Source organism: Paenibacillus sp. HB172176 (genome assembly GCF_011947265.1).
Taxonomy (GTDB): Bacteria; Bacillota; Bacilli; order Paenibacillales; family Paenibacillaceae; genus Pristimantibacillus.
In genome coordinates, this window is sequence record NZ_JAATHD010000043.1 from 1 (window position 1) to 25,622 (window position 25,622).

The window sequence follows — 25,622 nt, forward strand, 5'->3', positions numbered from 1 at the left end:
CGCTAACTCAAATTATTCGTTCCAAGCAGAAAGCGGCCCAGCAGGACGCCGATTTCCTTGCTTCTTAATGATGTAAAACTTTTTACTGTCCAGGACCTTATTCATTGAATATAACTATGTGAACCTAATCTTGTACCACAATAACCTACACTTGATGAACTAGAAAACTTGATATTGTTCGGACGAACATCAACTCTCAATAAATATCAAAACTAATTCTTTCACAGTTAAACCAAAGTTCAGTTAATTCTCTACATTCAATTAATTACTTGGACTACAATAAATATAGCCGGGACTCCAGAAGCTTCGGGCAAAGTATCTATTTAAACAGGTAAATGTGGCTCCAAAACACTACTCCCTAACCAACAACACACAGCATTAAACATGCACCGTATGCGGAAACATATTATGCCCTGTTCATCCGTGACCTCCTCCCGTACTACCTCCCCTCTCTCCGCTCAAAGTGAACATGCAACCGATAAAGACAAATCGCTTTAGTCCAATTAAACAGAATCTCTGCATCAGCAGAATCTCGGGACGCCTCGACCTTCACTCCGAACAAACCATCCTTGAACGAAGTCATACTCCCCTTCGCCGAGGCCCACTTATTCATCGGCATATTCACGATCAGCTTGCTGACGCCATCCTCGTTATACTCCCACAGAGCTACAGCACCTTTATCCGAGAAGTCAATCCGCTTGCGATATTCCTTACTCATTAGGTACTTGTGGAAGAATGGCGCAACCTCCTGAGCTGTTATCGGTCGCAGCCAATTCGCCGCGCCTCTCTCCAGCATGCTTAGGAGCACGACCATTTTATAGCTCTTCGTCATCGTCGTCTTCTCTACATCGCGCAGCCAAGCCTCGTAACGCCTCCAAACTATTTGTTCCCGCTCCGAAAGCTCCTCCGACCAATCAAGGAATCCAATATACGAACCAAATTCACTGGCGTATTCCCTGCTGTTCGATCTCCCTTGCAAGTGCAGCTCCAGATAGCTCGGTCTGCGCCCAAGCTCGTTCTTCAAGCTGCGATAAGAATCAAGCAACAGTTCCCTTCGAGGCATCTTCTTCCGACTCATCTCAGCCAATAGATCAATGACCATCGTATCGAGCTGAATATCACAGCCATCTGGGAGAGCAGCTACAATCGCTGTCTTATCTAGCTTAGGAGCAGCCTCTCGCTCATCGAACAATCGCAGCTTCACATCCGCATTCCGATAATTTCCAATTAGATCGATAATGTGACACTGTGACTTGTTCTCCGATAAGCGTAATCCTCTGCCCACCTGCTGGGTGAATACCGTCAGTGATTCGGTCGGTCTCACGAAGAGCAACGTATCCACACTAGGGATATCCACACCTTCATTGAACAGATCCACTGTGAAAATAACACTCAAGCTGCCTTCCGCCAGCTTCTGAATGGCTTCGCCGCGCTTCATCCCCACCGTGCCGGAGTGAAGACTAATGACTGACACTCCGCGCGAGTCGAAATAGTCCGCCAAGAAGTCCGCCTGACGAATCGAAGAACAGAACGCAATTGTCCGAGTCAATCGATGCTTATCCCACACTTCATAGATTCGTACAGCCAGTGATTCCTTCAACTGGGCCGCCGCTAATTGCTCCTCGTCATAATGAGAGCCCAGCCAGCGAATGCCTGTATAATCCGTTTCATCATACACGCCGAAATAACGAAATGGAGACAGCCACCCCCTGCGAATCGCTTCAAGGAAGTGAATGCGATAAGCGACATTGCCGTCGCACATCGCGTACACATCCTTGCCATCCATTCGATCAGGCGTAGCCGTTAATCCAAGCAAGAATTGCGGTTGGAAGTAGCTAATAACCGACTGATAGGATTTCGCCGCTGCATGATGAAACTCATCCACAATAATAAGATCAAAGGCATCCGCTCGAAAGCCTTCGCGATGCTTTCGCATGCCCAGCGTATAGATCGAGGCGAACACACAGTCCGCATCGCCTTCTTTTGCCGCCCCATTATATAAGCCAAGACTTCTATCGGGAAGGATGCGAGAGAATGATGCTTTCGCCTGATGCAGAATCTCCTCACGGTGCGCGACGAATAGGACTCGCTTAAATCGCTGAGCGAGAAAGCCCGCCAGATACGTCTTGCCGAGACCCGTCGCCATAATGACCATCGCTTTGTCATATTCCTCTTCGAGCGTTCTCTCTAGCGATTCCAGCGCTTCGATCTGCGCAAATCTCGGCAAGATCGCAGACTCCTGCTCAACAATCGAGCCAATCTCGTCTGCAAATCTATTTTCCGAGGGATAATCCTCCTCTTCCATCCTCTCGATCAATCGAGAGAGCTCTGGATTCTTGCGATGGTGCAGCTCGTATTCGTCCTCGTAATGCTTGATCGTTTGCTCGTTCAGAGGCGTCGTCGATTCGTGATAAAAGTTCTGCATAAATTTGTCCAATGCCACTTGGAACGTATAAGGCTCCGCCTTGGCATCCATAGCCAAATTCCATTCCATCCCCATCTTCAGCGCCGACATGGAGAAGTTGGAGGAACCCACAATTAGCATTCCCTCTCCAAGCTCATAATCGAATAGGTATGCCTTCGGATGAAAGGAAGTACCCATGCTTCGCCAGAGCCTTGCTTCCAGCCGCTCGTCGATACCGCATAACAAACGAAGTCCCTCAGGCTGAGTGACGAACAAGTAATCGCCAGCCAGCACCTTGACCTCAGCCCTGCGTTCAACCGCAGCCTTCAGGTGGGGAGCAAGCAAGCGAACGCCCGATTGCATGATGAAAGAGGTCATGATATATATGCCGGAAGCATGCTGCATGCCTGTAATCAGATCATCGCCCAAGTTCTCCGTAATGAGCCGAACATTAAGCTTCGTCGTCGACATCGATGAGATACACCCGTTCCTGGAATCCACCGCGTTGCTCCGCCTTCTTCTCACGAAGTGCTTCGAGCTCGTCCCATGTTGATCCGTTCACAGCAGCGAGTGCGCGAATGACCTCTAACACATCAGCCAGTTCTTCCAGTGCTTCCCCAGCATGATTTGCACCAAAATATTCACTCATCTCTTCCTTCAGCTTCGTATTCAGTTCTCTAGCATATTGTTCATCGTCTAGCAGCTTCGTTCGGCATGACTTACCAGTAAGCTCAATAATAGCCGGAATCTTATCTCTTACGAGTTTATTATAGGTAGGCAATGTGTGACATCCTCTCTACGTGGATTATTACTTGTAGTATATCTGTACTATATCACCATTATAATTGACAAAAGACCGATTCCGTATAGGAATCGGCTTTGACTTAGTATTTAAAATTACGCCTCATGGCACCGTGCTTTCATCCGTCGAGTACACCTGACCTTGCTTTATGTCCTTCTCGGATGCTTCAATCATTTGGCGAATATCCGGATCGGAATCCAGTTCATCTACCGGGTTATAGACTTCATATTCCAAACCGTCAATATGTATAAATTCCTTATGATTCTTCTCATACGATTCAATAACGGTTCCATCAGGAGCTTTTAGACTAAAATTCATCCTTGCAACCTCCTTTGAAGAAATCGTAATGCCTGCTGGACAACAGTTTGATCCATAGCAGAATTATAGCATATTGTCGCCCAGCAGTTCATTATTAATAACAATTATTGCTATACCTCAAGCCATTCACCATTCCTGGTGACATTATCCTTGAACGCCTTCCACTATGATCGTCATTAAATCCGGTTCTTACTAGCACGAACAGATCATTCTGGGATGGAGCTTGCTTTGTATCCAAATGCACCTGGTTTTCGGGAATGATCAATAGCTTCCAAGAATGGCAAACAGAAGTTACCCGTTGAACCTCTAGTTCTTCAGGCCTGCTGTAAAAGAAGGATTTCGACATTAAACGTCGAATGAATTCCAATATCATACAATCGAACTGGAGGATTTTATTTTGAAACGAAAAGTAGCAAGCTTGCTTGCAGGCGCAATCATTTGTTGGAGTACACTAACCGGATTGGCTTCTGCCGAGACAATTCGTCAAGATTTGCCGACTGATCATGATCTGCAGCTTCCTTATAAGAACGATTCTAACGAATCGGTCTATCTCCGAGGAGCAGAACAATTCCAATTCCTTCACAGCACACCCACAAACATTGGAATCAGTGCGCTTCGCAATAACAAAGGATTACTCTTCTACTCAGATATATATGGCATTTATGCCGTAAATGCTCAAGGAGAAGTAGTGCACTCCTACCCTAACGGTGAGAGAATTTTGAACGTTTTCACATTGGGTACAGATGGAACGGTATACGGTTTCGCATCTACAGATCCGCTTGACGGAACAGGCGGCAGCTTGGTCGCTTTTAATGAGGATGGTCTAAAAATATGGTCATATTCGTTTGACACGAACAAAACCTTGCCTTTTACAAGAGGCTTCGCCGGCGATTCGAACGGGAATTTCATTGTGACGACGGTAGACGGCCTCCTATCCATTCATCCCGACGGGAAGATAAATTGGATTAACAGCAAGATTCAGCAGGTGACTAAGGATATATTTACGAAATCCAATATTGCTCAAATCACAACAGATGAGCGCGGAGGCGTATTTGTAAAATCCACGGATGATGTTCTCTATGCATTAGGAGCTGACGGTCAAGTCCTTTGGCAAAAGAAAACGGAGGGGACCCTCGCTGCCGAGAATGGGTATATCTATGCATTGTCCGAGCAGGGTCTGCAGGTGTATGAATCTGCGAATGGAAATGAGATTGACGCTTCCATTGCGAAGCCATCGCTTTCGCTCCAGTTGCCGAACGACCATCGCGGGGGCTACTATATCGAGAGTGAGCACGGCATTTCGAAAATCAATTCAAAAGGTGAGGTGCAGTGGACGTACGATATTCGTGAATCCGGCTATCGCAGTGCCTACCCCTTAACTTCGGATACAGAGGGGAACATCTACTTCTCCAACAACGGCGGCAGTGTATACGCTTTGGACCCAAATGGGAATGAGCGCTTTATATTATATATCCAAAATCACACCTCTACTTATTCGGATATTGTTACGGATTCTGTCGGCACTGTATTTGTATTAAACGATGAAGTCGGATTTGCCGCAATTGCACCGAAGGAACGGCCTGTTAGAGTACTGCTGGACGGCAGCGAACTCAGCTTCCCGGCGCATCCTGAAATTGTAGACGGAACAACGCTGTTGCCAATGCGGAAGATATTCGAGACGCTGGGCGCGAGTATCGAGTGGAAGGGGGATACACAGACCGTAATCGCAGAGCGCGGTACTCAAACGATCTCGATTACCATTGGTTCGCAAACAGCATTCGTTAATGGTGCTGAGGTACCTCTCGAGGTTGCACCGGTCATTACTAATGGCAATACGATGGTGCCGCTGCGTTTTATCGCCGAAACATTCGGTTATCACGTGGAATGGGATGGGGAACTAGGCGAGATTAGGCTTACAAGCTCTGCCAATCTAAGCGTCGAATAACCTCTGGAATGATCAGACCCATCGTTGATTATAAACAATAAAAACAGGAATCCTGATTATGCGAGGATTCCTGTTATTTTTACGGATGACTTTTATGATTCTTCAGCGGATTCGCTCTCTATTATTTTTAAAATCACTTGATTAAACTCTATGGTTAAATCCTTCAAAGTCCTCACCGCATTTTCTTCGAAGATAATGGAAGGACTGTAGTCCGCATCACTTCGATCCTCCATAAGTTTGTTATAAAATTTAACTAAACGTTTTTCAATTATCCCTCTCCGTGCAAGTTCTTTATTTACAAATGCTCTTACATGAGTATGTTTAGTTTCAGCTTGCCCTCTTAGGATCATTAAAGCAACTACTGATTGAAAACAAGAATAATACAGACCACTGACACATGTATCAAATCGACGAGCAAGAAAATCTGATTGCGCCGATTCATAATTGTTTTTTGATTTGTTAAGGAGCACTCTAACTGCATTGCTATACCTCAAGCCACTCACCATCCCTAGTGACATTATCCTTGAACGGCAGGAAGATCACATCTTCATTTTCCTTTTCCCAATCCAAATAATTGTACAGTCTGCAGCTGAAGTAAATATCGGTGTCCCATTCAACCTCGGTTACGATATCCGAGAGTATCCAGCGCGTGTTATCGTCTACTCGGTTATCGACTAGCAGCAGGATATCAATATCCGAATCATCGTTCTCGTCGTTTCTGGCTTTTGATCCGAAGAGGATCATTTTTCGAATGGCAAATTGTTTTCTCACTCTGACTTTAAGCTTCTCCAATGCAATCTTCTCGTCGTTCCTCAACAAAGCCATTCACCACCTTAATGTCATTAACACTATTTTATCACAACAAAGCCTTCGACAACCGCCCCTTCATATAGGCTTGCAACTCCGGATCTCTGCAATAGATATAGCACCCCTTCATGCCGCGCGACATGAGGATTTTATAAATATTTTTCACCAGCGCATTGAGCCGATCCGGATCGTTCTTCAGTCCTTTCTTCCCTGTCCGATCCTTGTATTCCGTATAATCAGCGTATAGCTGACCATTCTCTGGGTTCAGCTTCAAGTCGTTTCCAATAATTACGCCAACATAATCGAATTCCAAGCCTTGCGTCGTATGCACGCAGCCGACCTGATTCACGCCCTCTGGGTGTACAGCCCAAGCTTCTCTTATGGCGTTTCCATTCCACGGCATTCGGAAATCATGCTCCTCTATGACCACATCGTCGATTTGTCCGTTCGGGTTGCCCTCTTTCGCCGTCGTCCAGCTCCAGGCGTATCCGGCCAGAATGCGGGCGCGCTTCCCTGCATGCTGCTTCTGTGCAATCAGCTCTCTCAATCGATTGGGGGAATCTACAATTCGAAATTCAAATGCCTCCTGATCCCATCCATTGAAGTTGCCGGTACTCTGAATGCCAAGAACATCATCAATCCAATTCAAATAACCTTCAGCGCCGGAGCATCTAAACTGAGAGTGCAGCGTGTACTCATGAATTTCGACCTGCTTCTCCTTGGCAATTCGCTTAATATCGGCGACTGATCCTACATCATCCGGTCTAATCCTTTGGTTGTCGTCAATGAAGAATACGCTTGTGCGCGCACTCTTCATAATATCCTCGATTTGATTAACGCCTCTGTACATATAGCTCCCTTTGCCTTTGAGACGGTGGGCCTCGTCAACGATTAGGGTATCGAATTCATTCTCCAACGTATCCACGAAGCTGCCCGATCCCATGAACAAGGTTTTCGTTCTCATCTTGGATCTGGAGCTCTGCTCGGTCAGCATTTCAATGAGCACATTGCGAAAGGAAGAATTCGGTGCGACGAATTTGATATTCAAGCCTTCTCGAAGCAATCCGCCAAGCGCGTTCATCGAGATCACCGACTTTCCTGTGCCGGGTCCGCCTTTCACAATGATGGCCTGCTTCTTATCCTGCTTCTTGGCCAGTGTGAGGATGGTCTCATAAGCTACTTTCTGCTCGTCCAACAGCACGAAGCTGGAGTTGCCTTCAAAGAGTGCGTTAATATGATCCACTAATGCTTTGGAAGGAGCGATTCGTCCATTCTCTATTTCGTAGAGCAGCTCCATTCCCTTTCCTTTGCCAACATACTTATGTATAAAAGCTTGAAGCTGTCTCGTCTCATGCTGCAGGAATAGCGGCGCTTCTCCTGTGATACGTTCATATTTGGCATCCTTAAGGGGCTCCGGCGACTTCTCTCTATAATTATGAAGGAAGGCAACCGAACGAGCCTGAATGTTCTGCTCATATACGCCTGCATTCATGTCCACCATATATTGACGGTACGACCACGCCTGATAGGAAGGATGCGTTGTCTCGCGCACCGTTCCATTCAAACGGGTTTTCACAATATCCTCTTTCTCCGTGGACCAGGCTTCCTCCCATTGCTTCAATTCCACAATAATAAAATTGCGATTCGCCTTTTCATCTTCACCAGATATAATGAAGTCCACGCGTTTGCCCGTTGCGGGTATGTTGAATTCAATCATAACGCCGCAATCATCCGCAACCTTCGAATTACGCACGATACGCTCCATGAACTGCATGGAATTATTCCATGAACGCCATTCGGAAACGGAGGGACGTTTTCCAAGCTTCTCAATAAATGCAGATTCAATATTTATGGCGATTTTGTTGTCATCGACGGCTTCTTTAAATTCCGCAACGGAGCTGCTGTATATAATCATAAGGCACCCGCTATCCCGTAAAAGTATGATCTATTCTTAATAGTTCGGCTTTCAGACAGCCATATCCTGCAACCGCGAAGATCAGTTGACACGGGATCTTCACCGCCTAGCTGCGCACATGCGCGGTGCACAAATGAGAAAGACGCCTGACGGCGTCCTTGGCAAAGAACGGGAACGTTTCTTGAAACGATCGGGATAGCAGGAGCCAAGAATATACCTATCCCATACGTCAAGTCATAGACAAGCGGACACAGAAGACTCTATTTGTGAAAAATACAGAGATTGTTCACTTTGGCGGACACAGGGGACGCTATTTCCTCAAATCATCCAAAAAATCTCTCTTTTCTCGCATATAAGGTCATCTCTGTCCGCGAAATCTTAAAAACAGCTCAATTTGTCAAAATAGCGGATCTACGGTCCACAGAATGAGAAAGACGCCTGACGGCGTCCTTGGAAAGCAGCAACTTGTTTCAAAAACACCTTAATACCAGAGGGACGGACTTTTCGAGGCTGCCGATTCATTGTGAAGCCGTGAGCATGTGGCCATTTGACCAAGGCGTGTAGCGTAACGGACACAAATGACCGTAATAAGCCGTAATCACGCCTAACGGGTATTTTAACGGTCGCGGATGACCGTAAGAGGAGGAATTGAGGGGTTTCAACCCTAATTTCTGACGCTAACGGTCAAAGGCGACCCTTACATTCCGAAAATCTCCGATATCGTCGCGCAACGGTCGCGGATGTCCTTTAAAATCAGCTAGAAGGCCTCGAAAATGTCCGTTACAGTTGCAAGCAAGCGTTCATTCCTATCGAAATTTTATCAAAGGAGATTCTCATCCCTTGCATTGTTCATTCATTCTCCATTCGGGACACGCCTTAATCTGTCGGACGCAAGGCGCTGGCGCTTGTCACAATGGCCCCGGCCGGCTTCGGAACGACTCCTGACAACAGCGGATCCTTCGTGTCGCGCATCCACGTCTCAAGCTGCGAGGACAGCTCCGCCAAAACTCCGGCATAATCCGGATGTTCCGCTCGATTGGTTCGCTCGACCGGGTCCAGATACAAATCAAATAGCTGCACCCTCTCCCTCGCCTCCTTCAGAATGCCATGATCCACGAGAAATTGCTTGCTTGCGCTATCGTCCATATTGGACAGAATCGTCCCCGAATAGTCGCCATAGTAGACGATCAGCTTATACCGCTCCGTTCTTATGCACCGCATTGGCTCATAAGCCGCATGATAATTCACTTCCGCAAAGACGGCATCGCGGATGCGGCCATCTGGCTGCATCGCCAGTGGAAGCACGGATGTCCCCTGCACCCGCTCCGGCGGCTGCAGCCCGGCCAACTCGCAAATCGTCGGAAACAAATCGATTTGCGACACGAGCGCATCTGTCACGACGCCTTGCGGAAGCTTGCCGGCAAGCCGAATAATGAGCGATACGCCGATGCCTGTGTCGAGCAAGCTGCATTTCATGCGCGGAAACGCGAGCCCGTGATCGGTCGTGAAGATCACGAGCGTATCCTCCATCCGCCCGGACGACTCTAGCGCATCCAACACCATGCCAACGCATTCGTCCACCGTATCGAGCGATGTCAAATATCTAGCCGTCTCGGTCCGATTCTCAGGACAGTCGGCTAGCGGGAACGGCGGCATGACGTAGGACGAGTCATGCTTCAACGATGGCTCCGGGAACGGCCTGTGCGTATTGAACATGCCAAACGACAGGAAGTACGGTCGCTCATGCCGCTCTTGAATGAACGCCGAAGCCTCCAAAGCGTTCACTCGGTCATTGGCTCCCTGGTCCGGACCGACCATACCGATCCGGCGCTGGTAACCAAGCCGGAACGGATCGTCGGACTCGTGTTGCACGCCGCACAACACCGTTTCGTACCCGTGTTGGGTCAGAAAGCTTGCCAAATGCATGGAAGGCTCCGGCATTTGGAACCCTCGATGTACAAGACCAAGCATGCCGCAGTTATGCGGAGACATCCCTGTCAGGAGGGCTGACCGACTTGGCGAGCAAGTCGGTGCGGCGCAATACGCGTTGCGAAACAGCATCCCTTCTCTGGCGAGCTCCATTAATCGCGGCGTCGAGCAGGGGAAACCATACGGCTCGATCGCTTTCCCCGTATCGTGAGTATGCATCATGATAATATTCATAACAGCCAACTATCCCTCCGAGTATTACGTTTCAGGATCGTCTATCTCCGTCGGTCCGATAAGCACATTGCCGTAGCGGGCCATTACGGTGAAGTAACCCTCAGATTGAATTCGATCTGCCTGCTTGTCCAGATAATAAAAGATATTCCGCCCATCAACATTCAGTACAATGCGAACGCCATCCTCTTCGTTGATTGCTCCCACCTGTACACGTTTCTTCACTCCGAAAGGAAGCACATCATTCGGGTACGCCTCGCCTCCGAGGCTCGTAAGGCCGTTAACACTGCCGAAGATGACGGTGCGAGTACCGTTATTGAACCGATGCAATTCGATTTCATTCGGTTTAATCACGACCGCGTAGGTGTCGATTAAAGGCGATCCCAGCTGCTGATTTCGAAACGTAATGGCCTCCCAGCCGGCCTCTGCTTCGATGGTCATGTCGAAGGTCAACAATTCATTGGAAAAGGTCTGACTGCTGTAATACCCGTGTCCCGAAGGCGTCGTCAGCCGCAGACTGCCTTCATCGAAAGCCAGCGTACCCGAGGATACTTCCCAGCCGCTCGTATGCTCAAGCGCATCGTTCAGCGGGTAAGGAGGAAGCAGCAACCCTTCTTCGCTGCTATACTGAATGACCTCAATACCGAAGGTGCGCGAGAGCGAATTCGATCCGTAGGTAGCAATCGTCACTGTCGCTTCCCCTTCGCCGGCGGCGAGCAGCGTTCCATCAGGTTGAATCGCGACAACGTCTTCGTCGGAGCTAGTGATGGATAGATCGTCAAACAGCAGCTCTCGTCCGAGATCCGTTACACCGTATACTCCCGGGTCCAGCGTCTCGCCCAGGATCAGCTTACGGCCTGCATCCGGTATATTCCGCAATTCCATAGAGACCACCTGATCGCCGATATAGACTTCCGTCTCATAGGTCCATAGCAGGTCTCCAAGCACCAGCGTCGTTTCTATCGTTGCTTTCCCGTCATTCAACGCCTCTACGATGCCGTCGCACGTCACCGAGGCAATATCCGGCTGCAACGACCGGTAGACTACGGGCAGCCCGCTCAGATTGGCGACTTCTCCTTTGTCTTTCGTCGCCGTCAGGGAAATCTGAGCCGTCTCGCTCACCTGCAACGCCAATTCCTCTGTAGCATGCACGCGCTCTGCCGCCAATTCATTTCGTTCCTGGTACGGCTCCTCAAGTCCCGCATCCCCAATAATTTGCTGCGCTTCCGACGGCCAGTCCCCATCAGCGTACACCTTCGTATTCGTCACCGGGAACGATGTAATCGTCGCTTGCACATGATCGGTGGAAGTGTAATTGTTGTCGAACAACAAATCCTTCTCTTTACCGAATGCCCAATAGGCCGGCTCGTCCCCCCAGCTCGGCGTTTCTGTCTGGTCGATGACGTTATTGCTGAATTTCCAATAATTCGAACCGTTATCCGCATACAACACGGACCACTTTTCAAGTTGATTTTGCACATAGTTGCCGCTAACCTCGTTCATATCCTCAAGAGACGCCCCCGTATGGCCGAGGGTGTAGATCGCTCCTCCGTCGTAAATGCCCGCTCCCATCAAATCGTGAATATAATTATTTTGAACCCGAACCTGCTTTTGCCCCGTACTGACAAAGCTGGTCCAGCCGTATCCGATGTGAATGGCGGAATAAGGAATGTTGAAGATATGGTTGCGGCTGATTTCCATATCGACCGGAAAGCCCGCCGAGACAGCCGCCGCCGAAGCATACTCTATGCCGATATCGTGTATATAGTTGTTGGTGACGTCAACATTGCGCATGATCAGACGAGCATCTGGCGGGGCATAGATATACGCGTTGCTCGCTGTCGGTTCGCCAACGTTGATCGCGCTGCCTGAAATATCATACATATGATTGCCATTCACAGTGCTGTCCTGTACGCCGTCGATCAGCTTCAACGCAGTGCTCCCGATATGCTTGAAGCGATTGCTTTCGAAGGAAATATGATGCGCCTTTCGCACAGTGACGGCTGCATCAATCAGACGATCATCCTGCCCCGGATAACGCAGATGATTGTTCTGCGCGTCGGCCAGTCCATAGCTCGTGCTTGGCCATAGCCAGGTTGAATAAGCAAATACAACATTCTCAAACCGAATGTTATGCACCCGCTCGTCAAGGCTTGCGCCTTCGATGCGGATCAACTCCTCCAGCACAGGAGCTGTGACGCTCGCAGTCGACATATTCTCGAAGGATCTCGGCTTATAATAGACGTAAGCGTCGTCCGCATACCATTCACCTTCGTCATCAAGAAGCTCATACGCATTCTCGATATAAACCGGACCTTTCGAGACGGAGGCAGCCCCCTTGTTGCGAACCGCTCCCCACCCCGGCTGCTGCATCATAAACTCGATTGTAGTCCCGTCCTCCGAGACGATCGCCGATTGTACGAGCGCGCGCGGCTGCGTCCAGAGCTCCTGAAACACAAACTCCAGATGATCCAGGCGATTCCATCCCGCGATATCGACATTGTTGCTGATTACACCGTTCTCGGAAATCTCGGCTTCCGCAAGCGGCCCTTCGCTTCTCGCGCGGATTGCGCGAATGCCGTTGATGTATAGCTGTCTTGTCTCCAAGCCTTCGGAAGGCGCGCGATAGATGCCTTTCGCCGCATCATACAGCTGCCAGCCGTTGATGCTTCGCCCACCGCTGATAACCGCTTCTTCTCCCGGGTACGATTGATACGTCACATTGTAATAGCCGCTCCCGGAATCCTGTTCATTAAGCAGCAACGTCTCGTTCAATTCATGCACGCCGCCCCGCAGGATGATTTCCGCGTCCCCTGTCATCTCTCCGTTCGCCGCATTCGCCCGGAAGGCGTCTCGCGCTCTCTGCAGCGTTCGGAACGGTTGCGTCAGCGAGCCGTCATTCGTGTCGCTGCCCGATTCCGCATCGACATACCACGTGTAAGCCACCGTTCTCGGAATCACTGTCACAGTGCTGCTCGACAAGTGTCCTTCATCGCTTGTCGTCGCGGAGATGAGCGCCGTGCCGGGAGCTTTCGCATAGACTACGCCTGAAGCATCCACCTGCGCAACAGTCTCATTCGAGCTTGACCATACAACCGTCGAATCGGAGGCATTGGCGGGCAATACTTGCGCCGCCAATCTTTCGTCCGCTCCTGCAGGCAGCGTCAATGTCTCCGGCGAAACATGTACCTCCGCAGCATGCTGGAAGTACACGGACACCGGGCGGGAAGCCGTGTACACCGCCGAGCTTACCGTGTCCGTAACCTGTGCCGTAATGATCGTCTCCCCCGCGTGCAAGCCCTTGACGCTTCCGTCCGCATCGACGGAAGCAACCTCCGGCTCGCTGCTGGTCCATTGCACGTCGTAGTATAAGACATTCTCCGGCAACAGGGTTATCGGGAGCTTCTCCTCGCTGCCTTGAGCGAGCGTAAGCGGCCCGCCCGGCAAGCTCGCTTGCGATACCGACGCATATACATACGGTTCGATATGAATATCGTCAACATACAGCGTCGATGCCCCATCCCCTTTGTAGAGGCCGAAGCCGATCTTGGACACGCTCTCCTGCGCCGTCTGGAACGCGAAGCTGTCGCCAAGCAGCTTGCCGTCAACCCATACAGCGAAGGTTTGCGTTTGTACATGGATGACAATGTCGAACGCATACCAACGTCCCGCCTCATAATCGGCCATCAGATCAACCCAGGTGCCTTGAAGTATTCTTAGGTTGCCCGTATTGAAAAACGCGATCTGCGTGATTACGCCGTTCAATCCCTGAATCACTGGGGCAAACACGATGGCATCCGACTGCTCCGCTCTTGCCCGGAAAGAAATCCGCATGTCTTCCGATGTCGCTGGAATGGTCTTATACACGTAATAGCTGCTGTCATCCGCCTCGATTCGCTCCAGCTTCATCACTTGTCCTGACTCCCCGTAGATTGCCTCCGTCACCGTTGAATAGTTGGCTGCAGTCGATTGGGGATCCAATGTGGAAGGATAGACGCCCGGCGTCAAGCCTTCGAAATCCTCATCGTATTCGGGCGCGGGCGCTTCAATCAGCGAATCGCGAATACGAATATTGTCGATTGCGATCGCTCCGACGTCATCCCCCTTATAAATTCCCGTCCGCCATTGACGAAGCTCGCTTTGGTCGGCACGGAAAGACAAGCCGAGCGCCAGCGGACTTCCGTTCACATAGATGTCGAACTTTTGCGTGTGCGCATCGACAGAAATTTGGAAATCATACCATGTATTCGCGCTATAGGGCGCCACAGTGAACCAACCGCTATCCGTATAAGCCTTGATTTTCCCGTCGTTAAAGAAAGCTAATTGAGTGATATAATCACTCTCTCCGACGAGAACGGAGATGAGCGTCAACAGATTCGTCTGCTCTGCCATTGCACGAACCTCTACCGTCGCCTGCTCCAGATACCTCTCCGGTGCAAGCGTCATCTGCGCATAGGTCGAGACCGTCGTTGCCGACGTCTTGGCAATGCGGAAGCTCCGATTCTGCGTCTGCGCATCCTCCGTCACGTAGCCTGTATAATTCAATTGAGAAGATAACGCGCTCAGGGAGCTTGGATACACCGTCGCTGGATAGCTTTCGAAGTCCTCGGCAAATACATCTTCAGGCCCGTTGGCCGACGCCACTCCCGCCGCGGGCGGATAAGAGAAAGACATGGCGAACAATAATATAATCAGTATCGTTCCTAATCCCCGTTTCATTCAAATCCCTCCTCGTTTCACCAAGCCTTCAACCCTTCACTGAACCGGAAACCAAGCCTTTGACAATTTGCTCCTGAAAGAAGATATAGACAAGAATGACCGGAATCATCGTAATCGTAATACCTGCGCAGATGAGACCGTACTCGCTGGAAAACTCGCCTCTGAAGTTGGCCAATCCGATCGGCAGCGTCCGCAGATGATCCGATGAAATAAGCACGGAGGCGTAGACATATTCATTCCAGGCGCCGATAAAGTCCAGGATGGCAAGCGTCGCTATCCCCGGCATGCTGAGCGGTATAATAATCTTGTAGAACATGCGCCAATAGTTGCAGCCGTCCACAATCGCCGCTTCTTCCAGCACCGGTGGAATTGTCCGCATAAACCCGGCCAAGACGAAAACCGACTTCGGCAAGGCGAACACGCCGCTTACTATGATCAACGATAATAAATGATCGCGAAGTCCGAGACTGTTCATTTTCAGGAAGGTTGGCAATAACAGCGATTGCATCGGAATGGCAAGCCCAATGATGAATATCCCCCACAGCAGGAAGCTCCCTCGGAACGTGAAGCGTGCGATGACGTACGAAACCATGGAGGCGATTGCGAGCGTAAGAAATACGCTCGCCGTCGAAACCACGATGCTGTTCAGGAAATACGTGTTCATATTGGCGCTTTCCCAAGCCCGAATATAATTCTCGAAGCTTAGATGCTCCGGGAGAGCAAACGGACTGCGGAATATTTCGCGATTGTTCTTGAAGGAGCCTGCGAAGATCCAGGCGAACAAAAAAAGCGAGAGGCCTGCGTATAACCATAAAAATCCATATTTGACCGTGCCGAATATCAGACTGCGGTTCTTCATCTGTGTAGCCTCCTATTGTTCCGCCTTGTTCAAGGCTTTCTGAACAGCGACGGAAACCGCAACCGCAATAACCATAATGCTGACGGCTATGGCACTGCCGTAACCGTAATTCATCATGCTGAAGCCTTGATTGTACATATAACTGCCTGTCACTTCCGATCTGTGAAGCGGCCCGCCCTGCGTCAGAATCAATATGAAATCGAATTGCTTGAACGCGGTCGTCACCGCAAGCACGAGACAAAGGCTGATCACTCCCGAAATCATCGGAATAATGACACGGATCAATCGTTGAAACTCATTCGCCCCGTCCATCTCCGCCGCTTCCAGCACTTCGGTGGACACTCCCTGCAGCCCGGCGAGCAAAATGATCATAATCAGGCCGAGATGGCTCCAGACAAGCGGCAGCGACACGGCGGACATAATCGTGGCTGGATCGGACAACCATACTTTTGTATACTCGCCGAGACCGACATTGCGCAAGAACGTATTCAGGATTCCGAAATAATTCTCGTAAATAAACTGAAACATAAGCGCCGTCGCCACACTCGAAATAATGACGGGGATAAAAAAGACGGTACGCAAAAATTTGAAGGCTCGAACTTCCGTATACAGCAAATACGCCAAAATAAGCGCTAAAGGTATCATGAGCAAAACTAGAAATGCGAGCAGATGCAGCGTATTCAACAACGAACGGTAGAAAACCGGATCGAATATCAATCGTTCGAAGTTCTCTAAAGCTACGAACGTTTTCGAAGAGACCGCATCCCAATCGAAAAAGCTGTAATACACCACTTCGCCTACCGGGCTGAGAAAAAAATAGATGTAGAGCAAGAGCGCCGGCAGCGAAAATGCGGCAATCAGTATCCGTCGTTCCTTCTTCATAGACATTTCCTTCTTCATCGGGTTCACTCGAAAGCCGGATTCGGATTCTCAAGAATCGCTTCCTCGAAGAGCTTCGCGTATTCCTCCGGCGTAATCTCGTTCAAGTATAGCTTCGTCACCAAATCGTTATAGATTTTGCTTGCTTCGGCCGAAAGCAGCTCGTTATGATCCGGGGACGTCTTCACCGTACCTGAATCACGCAGCTTCAACGCCTTTGCCAGCATCGGATGCATATCTGTATCGCGATCCCAAACGATCGGGCTCGGGTTGCCGGAGATGACCTCCAGATCCTTGCCAACTTCGGGGCCAGCCAGATACTTCACCAAATCCCAGGCGGCTTCCCGCTTGCTTTCATTCTCGTAGGCTTGCTGACTCATGTATACGAAGTAACCGGCTGCAGACGTCATATAGGCATCCTCTGCTTCGGACAATTTCGGGAATGGAATAACCTCTACATTGTCGAATAAATCCTCCGCAACACTGCCTAGCGTCCAGCTATGCTGGAAATACATCGGCGACATTCCGGCATTGAAGAGCTCCAACGCTTGCAGCGTAGACAGTGTCTCCATGCCTTCGGGGAAGGCGCCTAGATCAACCAGTTCCTTCACATCATCCGCAGCCTGGGCAAGACGATCGTCAAACGGCTGGTTCCCGATCAATCGCTCGCGCAGATCGTCTCCGTACAACTGATCGACGAGACTCAGCAGCATCGCCCGCGGCGTACCGCCGTTTGCTGCGAACGGAATCAGCCCCTTTTCTTTAAACACCTTCACCGCTTCCTTCAACTCGTCGAACGTTTCCGGAATGTCCACGCCGTATTCCTCGAACATCTTCTTATTCACCAGGAAGACCATCATGTTCTCCTGAATAGGCAGCGCGTATATACGCCCGCGATAGGTCGCCGAACCGTATGCGTTCGCACTGTAAAGATCTTTCAAATCGGGATCGTCAGCTATCAAATCCGTCAGATCGGCAAGCTTTCCATTCTCAATATATCGCTCGGTTTCACGGACGCCCCAATGCAGGAACACGTCCGGCGGATCGTTGGCAGCCATCTCGGTCACGATCTTGTCGCGAATCCCGTTGCCCGGCGCCGTCTCGACGTTCAACGTAATATAATCATGCTCCTGCGCATACCGCTCGACTGCCGGCTCGAACGCCTTTGCCATGGCGGTCTCTCCCGTCCAGCCATGCGCCAGCGTTAATTCAACGGCCGCTTTCTCTTCTGTATTGGCAGTCGCGCTGCTGCCCTGTGCTTCTTCCTTATCCGAGGTTCCGCTCCCCCCTGAGCAAGCCATTAAGAAAAGCGCCATGCACAAGATAAAGCCTATGCTCTTTACTCCTACGATTCTGTTCACACGTTTTCCTCCATTTATCATATTTTCTCTCTAAGTATAGAAATCAGGCAGGCTCGTCGCCTTCACAATTGTTTGAAAATCCTTCATTATTTTTGGATACAACATTTCTGGATACAAAAAAACGCTCCGGCAGCGCATGAACATCTCCAGGCTGGCAAAAGCGTTACATGAGTCAACTTGATGGTTCTTTGCGAAATTGATTGGGCGCGACACCGCATACCTTCCTGAAGGTTCTGGTGAAATAGTTCGGATCATCATAGCCGATTTTGGAGGAAATCTCTGTGATTTTCAAATTCGTATTGGCAAGCAGCAGCTTGGCTTGAGTCATTCTCCGTTTCGTCACGTAATTGGCGAAGCCTTCGCCCGTCTCTTTCTTGAACATCGTGCTCAAATAGGTCGGGTTGAAATGCACGTGCTCTGCCGCAGCGGACAGGTTGCACGCTCCCGCATAATGTAATTCGACAAATTCCATCACTTGCCTGATCGTATTCCGGTTATGCTCCAATTGCCAAGCATCCAGTCGAACAAAAAAACGATCGATTACATGCTGCAATTCCCGCAGCGACTCTTCCCTCCCGAGCTCCGGTGCGCTGAGCGATACAGACTGTTCCAACGGCTCATTCATGACTCTGCGGCTTAATTTGTCGAGCGCTGTGGCAATCATATAGACGCAGCGGCGAACAGCATGAGAAGGAACCTCTTCCTGAAGGCGGCGCCACTCCGCAGCGGCTCGTTCCTTCAGCATATCCAGATTGCCCTCGCCAATAAGGTCATACCACTCTTGAAAGAGCATCTGCGAGCGGTTCAGAAGCTCCTCCAGCTCCACTGCGGATTCCTCGTCTCTCGTCCCGTTGCTCACTACAGTCGCAGCAAGCTCCGCCAGTTGCTCTGCACGCAGAATCTCTCTGGCCGGGATCAGCTTCGGACATCCTCCCAGCAATCGAGTCAATGTCTCCGCCAACCGCTCCAGCCAGTCTGGAGGCGATGATGTGTCGGCGGCATCAATCAGCAAGGCTGCTATATCATGCCGAAGCATTACCATATGCATGCGACTTCGCTTGCTCTCCGCCATCTCCTCCACAATATTTCTGACGGCGAAATGAAGCAGTGCCGTCTCGCCATCCAGCTTCCCCCCTGATCCGCTAAGCTCGGTTAGAAAGCAGCAGATGGAGCCTGCCGTAAGCCGCTCCAGCAGTTGTCGCTGCTCCCCTTCAAGCGGAAGCCCCAGAAAAGCGTTCCGCAGCGCATTTTCCTCAAGTAATCTCGTGTTCAAATGACGTTGTCTGCGCTCCTTGTCCACAATAGCAAATGCCTGATCCAGGGTTCGAACGAGATCCTCCTCCGCGCAAGGCTTCAATAGAAAGTCCAATACGCCAAACTTAATGGCGGATCGTGCATATTCGAAATCCTTGAAGCCGGTCAAGATGACGATTCGCGTCGGTAATCCGCGATTATACACCTCTCGCGCCAGCTCGATTCCGTCCATCATCGGCATCCGGATATCTACAATGGCCAAACTCGGTTGAAGCTCCTCGATCAGCCGCAGACCTTCCTCCCCATTGCTCGCCTCTCCGGCAACCTGCCATGAAACCGTATGCTCTGCGATGAGCTTCTGCAAACCCATACGCATATATCGTTCATCGTCAATCAATACGACTTGCTCCTTCATGCTCCGCCTCCCCGTTGTCTGTGTCGATCCATATGTACGGCAGCCTTAGACGCATCGTCGTGCCGCGTCCTTCCTCGCTTTCGATTTCCAGACCATACGGCTCGCCATAAATTAATGCAATTCGTCGGATCACGCTCTGAATGCCGAGATGCGTTCTGTCCGATATAGAAGCGGAGGACAGCAGCTGTTTTCTCCTCTCCGGCGTCATACCTCCCCCATTATCCGATACTTCAATGACAAGCTGCTCTCGATCAGGCGCCTTATATATCCGAATGTCCAATCTGCAGCGTTCATTCCTTGCATCCTTGAACGCATGAATGAATACGTTCTCCACCAGAGGTTGTATCAATAGCGGAGCAATCCTGCATTTCATGACATCGTCTCCAATATGCTGACACAGATCCAGACTGTCCTCGAATCGAACACTCTGGATACGAAGATAATTCGAGATCTGCTTCAATTCATCCTCCACCTTTGTCACCTTCCTTGAAGGCTCCAGCGAGTAACGCAGCATATCCGAAAGCGAGATGATGAGTTCAGCATTCTCTCGATCCTCCTGCAAATACAATCGCCAATAAATCATATCGAGCGTGTTGTACAGAAAATGAGGATTCAACTGTGCTTGTAAAGCCTTAAGCTCTGCTTCTCTCTCCCTGAGCTGCTTCTCGTATACCTCCTTGATCAATGTGTTCAGATGCTCCAGCATATTGTTGAAGCTATCGCCAATGTAGGCAAGCTCGTCATGCGTCTGAATCCTGACCTTCATCCCCAAGTCGCCCTTGCGCACCCGTCTCATGGCAATTACCAGCTCATTCAGCGGCAGGAAGAGCTTCTGCATGGCGAACAGCACGAGCAATGCGGATAAACCAATGCCGGCAAAGGCGCTGTAGAAGGAGACGTTCAGAAGGTTTCGACTCTTCTCCTTCAAGGTCGAAAAAGACGTGCTGACAATCAATTCGAAGCCTGTAAATGAAGAGCTGGCCGAGCTGAAGATCGGAGTGCCTGTATTTTCGGCTAATTCCATCCTGAGCTTCGACACGTCCCGAAACTGTTTATCGTCTGTATATAACAGGCTTTCTTCACGATTCAGCAGATAGGTGTTGCCGCTCACATCCTTCATCATGTTTTGCAATTCATTCATGAAATAGCGTTCGTGAAACAGGAACACAAGAATGCCGTAATTTTCGAGATTCTCCCTCTTCATCCATCTAGCGGCGACGATTAGCTCGCCCTTCGATTCGGGCATATCCAATAGACTCTCCATTGTTGTCCGATACCAGATCAACTCGCCGTCGGTATGCTCCAGTTTTTCTACTATTTTCTGATAGGACTCCTGATTTAACGGACGGGACAAGAAGGAATTCGCCGGCTGAATTTGCTGCCCGTCGTTATTGAACAATTTAATAGAAAGCAACTGAGGCTCCGAAATCATTACCCGATCCAGAATCCTTTGCATGGACTGCAGCACATTATAGTCGTACTCCTCAAGAGGCAGATAGGAGACGATTTGTGTGTTAAATATAATCTGATCAGACAGCTTGTAGCTGCCCTCTACTCGCTTATCAATCGTATACATCATCTGATTAACCGTATGCGAAAACTGATCGCGCACCTCTTCTCTGGCTATCTTGACATGAAGAGAATAGGTGATGTAACCGGATACAAGGAATACGATGCTCAGGATAACTGCCAGACGAAGGATAACCTTCCATTTCAATTTTCTCCCGTCAGGAAACGGTTTCTCTTGTGCGCGAACCATCCCATCACCTCTTTACGACAATCCGCGGCCGCTGAAGTTGGCGTGTCCCGACGAATCCGTCACTATTTCGATGCAAGCTCCGAAGGAAGCAGAATATGCCCAATTCTCGTTCCTTGCAAGGCGCTTTTTCGAAGACGTTACTAAGGGTACGTCAAAGAAAAGCAACGCAGCAGGGGGCGAAAAGGCGGTGTAAGATACCCTAAGCGGGTTTGCCTGCACGCTCTGGCCTGATTTTAACTGAAACCTCGACAGAATGCCAGCAATCCAATATTCATGGCATGACACACACATCCCGCAAACATGTTATCATTAGGAAAAAGCTTGAAGCAGATAGAAAGGATGACCCTGATGAAGATTGTTATCATAACCGGAAGCAACCGAAAAGAAGCGAGCAGCACGCATCTCTCCAACTATGTGGGGGAGTTGATTCATAAGCAGAGGCATGACGCGGAGGTGTACAACCTTTATGAGAACCCGCTTCCCTTCTATTCTCCGGACGGGGAATACGAGGATACGGCTGGAATTAACGCTCTTAAGCAAAAGACAAGAGAAGCCGACGCAATCGTGCTTGCATCGCCGGAGTATCACAGCAGCATTACCGGCGTGCTCAAGAATGCGCTGGATCACTTAAGCAAGGAGCAGTTCAGCGGCAAGGCAGTCCTGTCGATGAGCTCCGCGGCCGGCGCTGTCGGCACCTCCTCGCTGCAGCATTTGCAAGGCATTGTGCGCAATCTGCACGGCATTAACCTCAATGAATGGATCTCCATCGGCGGTACGCAACGGGAATTGTTCCATGCGGAGGGTCTGATTACAGACGACACGGAGGATCCAATCCTCGACCGCGTAAAGCGCGTGACGCTGCTGTTCCTCGATCTTGCGGAGAAGCTTGCGCGTTAGCTAATAGTTAGGCAGCTTGCTTACCGCATCTATCATCGCCAATGGAGAAGGGCAGGACTACAGCGACGCTGCTTGTCCCGCCCTTCTCTCTCCTTCGATACCTGTCCTTCCACTAATCGTCCGCAACATCGTCCGAACGGTCGCCTTGCCGGAGTCATTCATAAGGCTGGAAGCCGGAATTGTTCTCGGACGGATCAAGCTCGTTCGGGCTCGGAGTACGAGGCTGCGAACCGCAATCTACCTCCTGCGCGTGAGGCGAAGCGGCTTCTTGAGCGCATACAAATCCTCCTCCGTCGCCGCCATGCGCTGCTCGATCACCACTCTCGCATCCTCTATCGCTTCATTATAGATATAGGGAGACAACTCCTTCATAATGAACTCGATGAATTGCTCTCCCGCCAGCTGCCCCAGCTCAATGCCATGCTCGATCTCCATGAATTGCTGCAGACTGGCCGCCATTTGGAGCTTCGTTTCGCGCGGTAATTTCATTGTCGTCATCTCTGCATTCCCTCCTTCGCCCATTCATTCCAGATTAACTCTCCGCAAGAGCCTTTCTCACCTGCAAAATATATCTCGACTGATCCAGCGGATTCGCGCCGCGGCGCGGCCGATCGGCCTTCACATCCGGCGGGCATTCGCGATAGCCTGCGAAGAACGTGCTGAGAATGCCGCGCCCTTTCGTGAGCGAGCCGAAGCGCGCCGGAAAGTCAAGCGAGGTCGCGACCGGCAGCAGGCCCGTCAGCTCCATTCGCTCGCCGACGAGCTCAGGCGTGTCGAACTCGCCGCGCATGAGGATGAGCTCGTTCATCAGCTTGCCGCCATGCTCCTCAGGCACGGAAATACGGAAGGAGATGAGCGGCTCGAGCAGCTTCACGCCGATCCGGTTCAGGCCGTCCATGAGGCCCATCGGCGTAGCGACGGCGAAGTCCAGCGGATGGGTGTGCCACACATGATGCTCGCCCTCTACCAGCGTCACCTTAAGGTCGGTTACCTCCCAGCCGAAGAGGCCTTGCTCCAGCGCCTCCGGCACGCGCCGCTCCACCTCTCTCTGATAGCGCTCCAGCAACGATTCGGATCGTACCAGCGATTCATAGCGGATGCCGCTTCCGCGCTCGCCCGGCTCGATTCGGAACCGCAGAATGGCCCAGCACGGCTTCGGCATCGTATAGGCGATGAAGCCTTCTCCCGCACCTGCAGGCGTCTCCTTATAAATAACGCCAGGCTCGCCAAAGCTCACCTCCAGCCCGAATCGGCTGCTCATGACCTGCGTCAGCACCTCGATCTGGATCGGACCCATCACCTTCAGATGCAGCTCTCTCTGCTCTTGCAGCCACTGCAAATCCAGCTGCGGGTCCTCGTCGGCGAGCTCCCGCATCGCTGCGAGAACCGCCGGGTACCTTGCTTCGTCCTGCCATTTCACCTGCACGGTCAGCAGCGGCACGGCAAGCCGCGTCTCGCCCGGGACAGCATCCGCGCAGCCGATCACATCGCCGATGCGAGCCTCCGTCCAGCCGCATACCGCGGCGATATCCCCTGCTTGCAGCACACCCAGATCCTCCGAGCGCTGCCCGTCGATGCGACGAATCTGCGTCACCTTCTCTTCGAGCTGCCGGGTCTCATTCCATACCGAATCCCTATTGCGAATAAGGCCGCTGTACAAGCGGACATAGGCGATGCGCCCCATCGACGGGTCGCGCTCCACACGGAAGACGACGCCGGACAGCGGCTTCTCTACCGCTGCCCGCGATTCCGGCAGAAGCTGCGTCATCGCGTCCATCAGCTCGACGATGCCGATGTCCTTGCTTGAAGCGCCGAACAGCACCGGGAACAGCCTGCCTTCCTGTGTCTGCCTCGGCACGGCCTCCGACAGTTGCGCCGAAGTCAAGCTGCCCTGCTCCAGGTAGTGCAGAAGCAGCTCTTCGTCCAGCTCGGCGACCGCTTCCATCAGAGAAGCGAGATGAGCTTGATCGCCCGTCGCTGCGCCTTCAGCACTCGGGCTCAGCAAACGGACAGCGCCCGCGAAGCTGTCCTCTATGCCAATCGGCGCTTGCACAGGAGCCGCGCCGCGCGACAGCAGCCGATGGATATCTGCCAACGTGCGCTCTGCGGAGGCGCCGATTCGATCCATTTTGTTCACATAGATCAGGGTTGGCATTCCTCGCTCTCGCAAAGCGTGCCAGATCACCTCGGTCTGCGCTTGCACGCCTTCTACCGCCGATACGATGAGAACGGCTCCGTCCATCACCCGCAGCGAACGCTCCACCTCCGACAGGAAATCGACGTGGCCGGGCGTATCGATCAAGTTCACTGCCGTACCCCGCCAATTCACTCTCGCCGCTGCCGCACGAACCGAGATTCCCCTTGCCCGCTCCACCTCCAGGAAGTCGGTCTGCGCCGTCCCGTCATCGACCCGCCCGAGCTGCCGAATGCGCCCGCTGTGGAACAGGATGCCCTCCGTCGTTGTCGTCTTCCCCGCATCGACATGCGCGAATATGCCTATATTGCGAAGCTTGTTGCTCTCTGTCTGAGTCATCTCCGGCTTCCCCTCATCGTCTGAATGGAATCATTCTATTACAGGTAATGGTACTATCCTTCTGCGGAGAGGGCAAGACACAACAAAAAACTCGTCCAGTGGACGAGTTTAGCGCTGCTGTATTCATAATAATATTTCATAGTAACTATAGGCAACATTTATTATAATCACTATGTGCAGCAGACTTGGGTGGGGAAGTATCGCCTCCGGAATGGAGGTGATGCTAAACGAAAATAACCCGCCCAGGTTACAGCCAAAGGGAACGGGTTATTTTCACTCTGTCACATTTGGAGGTTTCCCACCCAACATGTTGTGCAGGGAGTCGGACTGGCTATCCGGCTCCTTAATGTTATCCTAATCATAGCACGGCTGTTTTATCACAACACCGAGAATACTCCTGCCTCTAAGCTACCTTACTCATGAAAGGAGAGCGAAGGCGGGGGATGAATCGGGAATTTGTCAGTGACTATATACGAACGTATGTGCTATAATAAGGGGGGGGTAGAGGCTTTTCAATCTTGATGTAAGGTGTGATGGAAACGATGCTGCATCATAAAGCTTTCAAATATCGTATCTACCCTAATCAAGAGCAAAT

18 protein-coding genes are annotated in these 25,622 nt (G+C 50.9%); 3 read left to right on the forward strand and 15 right to left on the reverse strand.

Features of this window, described 5'->3' with window-relative positions; genetic code table 11:
• Positions 1 to 439: 439 nt before the first annotated feature.
• From HFP08_RS28090 to HFP08_RS28100, 3 genes are all read right to left on the reverse strand, one after another.
• The gene (locus HFP08_RS28090; protein ID WP_168123948.1) at positions 440 to 2,875 is read right to left on the reverse strand and encodes a DEAD/DEAH box helicase family protein; all 2,436 of its coding nucleotides are present in this window, start codon (positions 2,873 to 2,875) and stop codon (positions 440 to 442) included.
• Positions 2,856 to 3,185: a nucleoside triphosphate pyrophosphohydrolase gene (locus HFP08_RS28095; protein ID WP_168123949.1), complete on the reverse strand. Its 330-nt coding sequence runs from the start codon at positions 3,183 to 3,185 to the stop codon at positions 2,856 to 2,858. Before HFP08_RS28095 ends, HFP08_RS28090 begins: the two co-directional genes overlap by 20 nt.
• Before the next feature lie 123 nt (positions 3,186 to 3,308).
• A complete protein-coding gene (locus HFP08_RS28100; protein ID WP_168123950.1) occupies positions 3,309 to 3,524 on the reverse strand; it encodes a hypothetical protein in 216 nt (71 codons plus the stop codon).
• Between the two features lie 397 nt (positions 3,525 to 3,921).
• On the opposite strand from HFP08_RS28100, the gene HFP08_RS28105 reads away from it, so the two are divergent.
• A complete protein-coding gene (locus HFP08_RS28105; RefSeq protein ID WP_168123951.1) occupies positions 3,922 to 5,469 on the forward strand; it encodes a stalk domain-containing protein in 1,548 nt (515 codons plus the stop codon).
• A gap of 92 nt (positions 5,470 to 5,561) precedes the next feature.
• Here the strand turns inward: HFP08_RS28105 and HFP08_RS28110 are convergent, their stop codons facing one another.
• From HFP08_RS28110 to HFP08_RS28155, 10 genes are all read right to left on the reverse strand, one after another.
• On the reverse strand, positions 5,562 to 5,963 hold the full coding sequence (locus HFP08_RS28110; RefSeq protein ID WP_206109336.1) for a HEPN domain-containing protein: 402 nt from the start codon (positions 5,961 to 5,963) through the stop codon (positions 5,562 to 5,564).
• Positions 5,953 to 6,294, reverse strand: coding sequence for a nucleotidyltransferase domain-containing protein (locus HFP08_RS28115; RefSeq protein WP_168123953.1), 342 nt, complete (start codon positions 6,292 to 6,294; stop codon positions 5,953 to 5,955). The genes HFP08_RS28110 and HFP08_RS28115 overlap by 11 nt, the downstream gene beginning before the upstream one ends.
• A gap of 31 nt (positions 6,295 to 6,325) precedes the next feature.
• Positions 6,326 to 8,191 carry a DUF2075 domain-containing protein gene (locus tag HFP08_RS28120; protein WP_206109337.1) on the reverse strand — a complete coding sequence of 622 codons (1,866 nt, stop codon included), beginning with the start codon at positions 8,189 to 8,191 and terminating at the stop codon, positions 6,326 to 6,328.
• An 876-nt stretch (positions 8,192 to 9,067) separates the two neighbouring features.
• Complete coding sequence (locus HFP08_RS28125; RefSeq protein ID WP_240941929.1) at positions 9,068 to 10,354, reverse strand: sulfatase family protein; 1,287 nt, start codon at positions 10,352 to 10,354, stop codon at positions 9,068 to 9,070.
• A 24-nt stretch (positions 10,355 to 10,378) separates the two neighbouring features.
• Entirely contained in the window at positions 10,379 to 15,070 is a 4,692-nt protein-coding gene (locus HFP08_RS28130) for an Ig-like domain-containing protein (protein ID WP_168123955.1), read from the reverse strand.
• A 28-nt stretch (positions 15,071 to 15,098) separates the two neighbouring features.
• Entirely contained in the window at positions 15,099 to 15,929 is an 831-nt protein-coding gene (locus HFP08_RS28135; protein WP_168123956.1) for a carbohydrate ABC transporter permease, read from the reverse strand.
• Between the two features lie 12 nt (positions 15,930 to 15,941).
• Entirely contained in the window at positions 15,942 to 16,811 is an 870-nt protein-coding gene (locus HFP08_RS28140) for a carbohydrate ABC transporter permease (RefSeq protein ID WP_168123957.1), read from the reverse strand.
• A gap of 23 nt (positions 16,812 to 16,834) precedes the next feature.
• Positions 16,835 to 18,169: an ABC transporter substrate-binding protein gene (locus HFP08_RS28145; protein WP_168123958.1), complete on the reverse strand. Its 1,335-nt coding sequence runs from the start codon at positions 18,167 to 18,169 to the stop codon at positions 16,835 to 16,837.
• 172 nt (positions 18,170 to 18,341) lie between these two features.
• On the reverse strand, positions 18,342 to 19,838 hold the full coding sequence (locus tag HFP08_RS28150) for a response regulator (RefSeq protein WP_168123959.1): 1,497 nt from the start codon (positions 19,836 to 19,838) through the stop codon (positions 18,342 to 18,344).
• Positions 19,813 to 21,597: a cache domain-containing sensor histidine kinase gene (locus HFP08_RS28155; RefSeq protein WP_168123960.1), complete on the reverse strand. Its 1,785-nt coding sequence runs from the start codon at positions 21,595 to 21,597 to the stop codon at positions 19,813 to 19,815. Before HFP08_RS28155 ends, HFP08_RS28150 begins: the two co-directional genes overlap by 26 nt.
• Before the next feature lie 348 nt (positions 21,598 to 21,945).
• On the opposite strand from HFP08_RS28155, the gene HFP08_RS28160 reads away from it, so the two are divergent.
• Positions 21,946 to 22,494: an NADPH-dependent FMN reductase gene (locus tag HFP08_RS28160; RefSeq protein WP_168123961.1), complete on the forward strand. Its 549-nt coding sequence runs from the start codon at positions 21,946 to 21,948 to the stop codon at positions 22,492 to 22,494.
• A 237-nt stretch (positions 22,495 to 22,731) separates the two neighbouring features.
• Here the strand turns inward: HFP08_RS28160 and HFP08_RS28165 are convergent, their stop codons facing one another.
• Positions 22,732 to 22,992: a DUF2164 domain-containing protein gene (locus tag HFP08_RS28165; protein WP_168123962.1), complete on the reverse strand. Its 261-nt coding sequence runs from the start codon at positions 22,990 to 22,992 to the stop codon at positions 22,732 to 22,734.
• A 34-nt stretch (positions 22,993 to 23,026) separates the two neighbouring features.
• Complete coding sequence (locus HFP08_RS28170) at positions 23,027 to 25,027, reverse strand: elongation factor G (RefSeq protein ID WP_168123963.1); 2,001 nt, start codon at positions 25,025 to 25,027, stop codon at positions 23,027 to 23,029.
• 542 nt (positions 25,028 to 25,569) lie between these two features.
• Here HFP08_RS28170 and HFP08_RS29795 point away from each other — a divergent pair.
• The coding region (locus tag HFP08_RS29795) for a helix-turn-helix domain-containing protein (protein WP_481856591.1) at positions 25,570 to 25,622 on the forward strand (53 nt) is incomplete at its 3' end.

Bases quoted from the DNA above. Each gene is read 5' to 3' on its own strand.
- HFP08_RS28100 (WP_168123950.1), bottom strand. From the start codon at position 3,524: ATGAATTTTAGTCTAAAAGCTCCTGATGGAACCGTTATTGAATCGTAT.
- HFP08_RS28135 (WP_168123956.1), bottom strand. From the start codon at position 15,929: ATGAAGAACCGCAGTCTGATATTCGGCACGGTCAAATATGGATTTTTA.
- HFP08_RS28160 (WP_168123961.1), top strand. From the start codon at position 21,946: ATGAAGATTGTTATCATAACCGGAAGCAACCGAAAAGAAGCGAGCAGC.
- HFP08_RS28150 (WP_168123959.1), bottom strand. From the start codon at position 19,838: ATGAAGGAGCAAGTCGTATTGATTGACGATGAACGATATATGCGTATG.
- HFP08_RS28125 (WP_240941929.1), bottom strand. From the start codon at position 10,354: ATGAATATTATCATGATGCATACTCACGATACGGGGAAAGCGATCGAG.
- HFP08_RS28170 (WP_168123963.1), bottom strand. From the start codon at position 25,027: ATGACTCAGACAGAGAGCAACAAGCTTCGCAATATAGGCATATTCGCG.
- HFP08_RS28115 (WP_168123953.1), bottom strand. From the start codon at position 6,294: ATGGCTTTGTTGAGGAACGACGAGAAGATTGCATTGGAGAAGCTTAAA.
- HFP08_RS28120 (WP_206109337.1), bottom strand. From the start codon at position 8,191: ATGATTATATACAGCAGCTCCGTTGCGGAATTTAAAGAAGCCGTCGAT.
- HFP08_RS28165 (WP_168123962.1), bottom strand. From the start codon at position 22,992: ATGACGACAATGAAATTACCGCGCGAAACGAAGCTCCAAATGGCGGCC.
- HFP08_RS28140 (WP_168123957.1), bottom strand. From the start codon at position 16,811: ATGAAGAAGGAACGACGGATACTGATTGCCGCATTTTCGCTGCCGGCG.
- HFP08_RS28130 (WP_168123955.1), bottom strand. From the start codon at position 15,070: ATGAAACGGGGATTAGGAACGATACTGATTATATTATTGTTCGCCATG.
- HFP08_RS28090 (WP_168123948.1), bottom strand. From the start codon at position 2,875: ATGTCGACGACGAAGCTTAATGTTCGGCTCATTACGGAGAACTTGGGC.
- HFP08_RS28155 (WP_168123960.1), bottom strand. From the start codon at position 21,597: ATGGTTCGCGCACAAGAGAAACCGTTTCCTGACGGGAGAAAATTGAAA.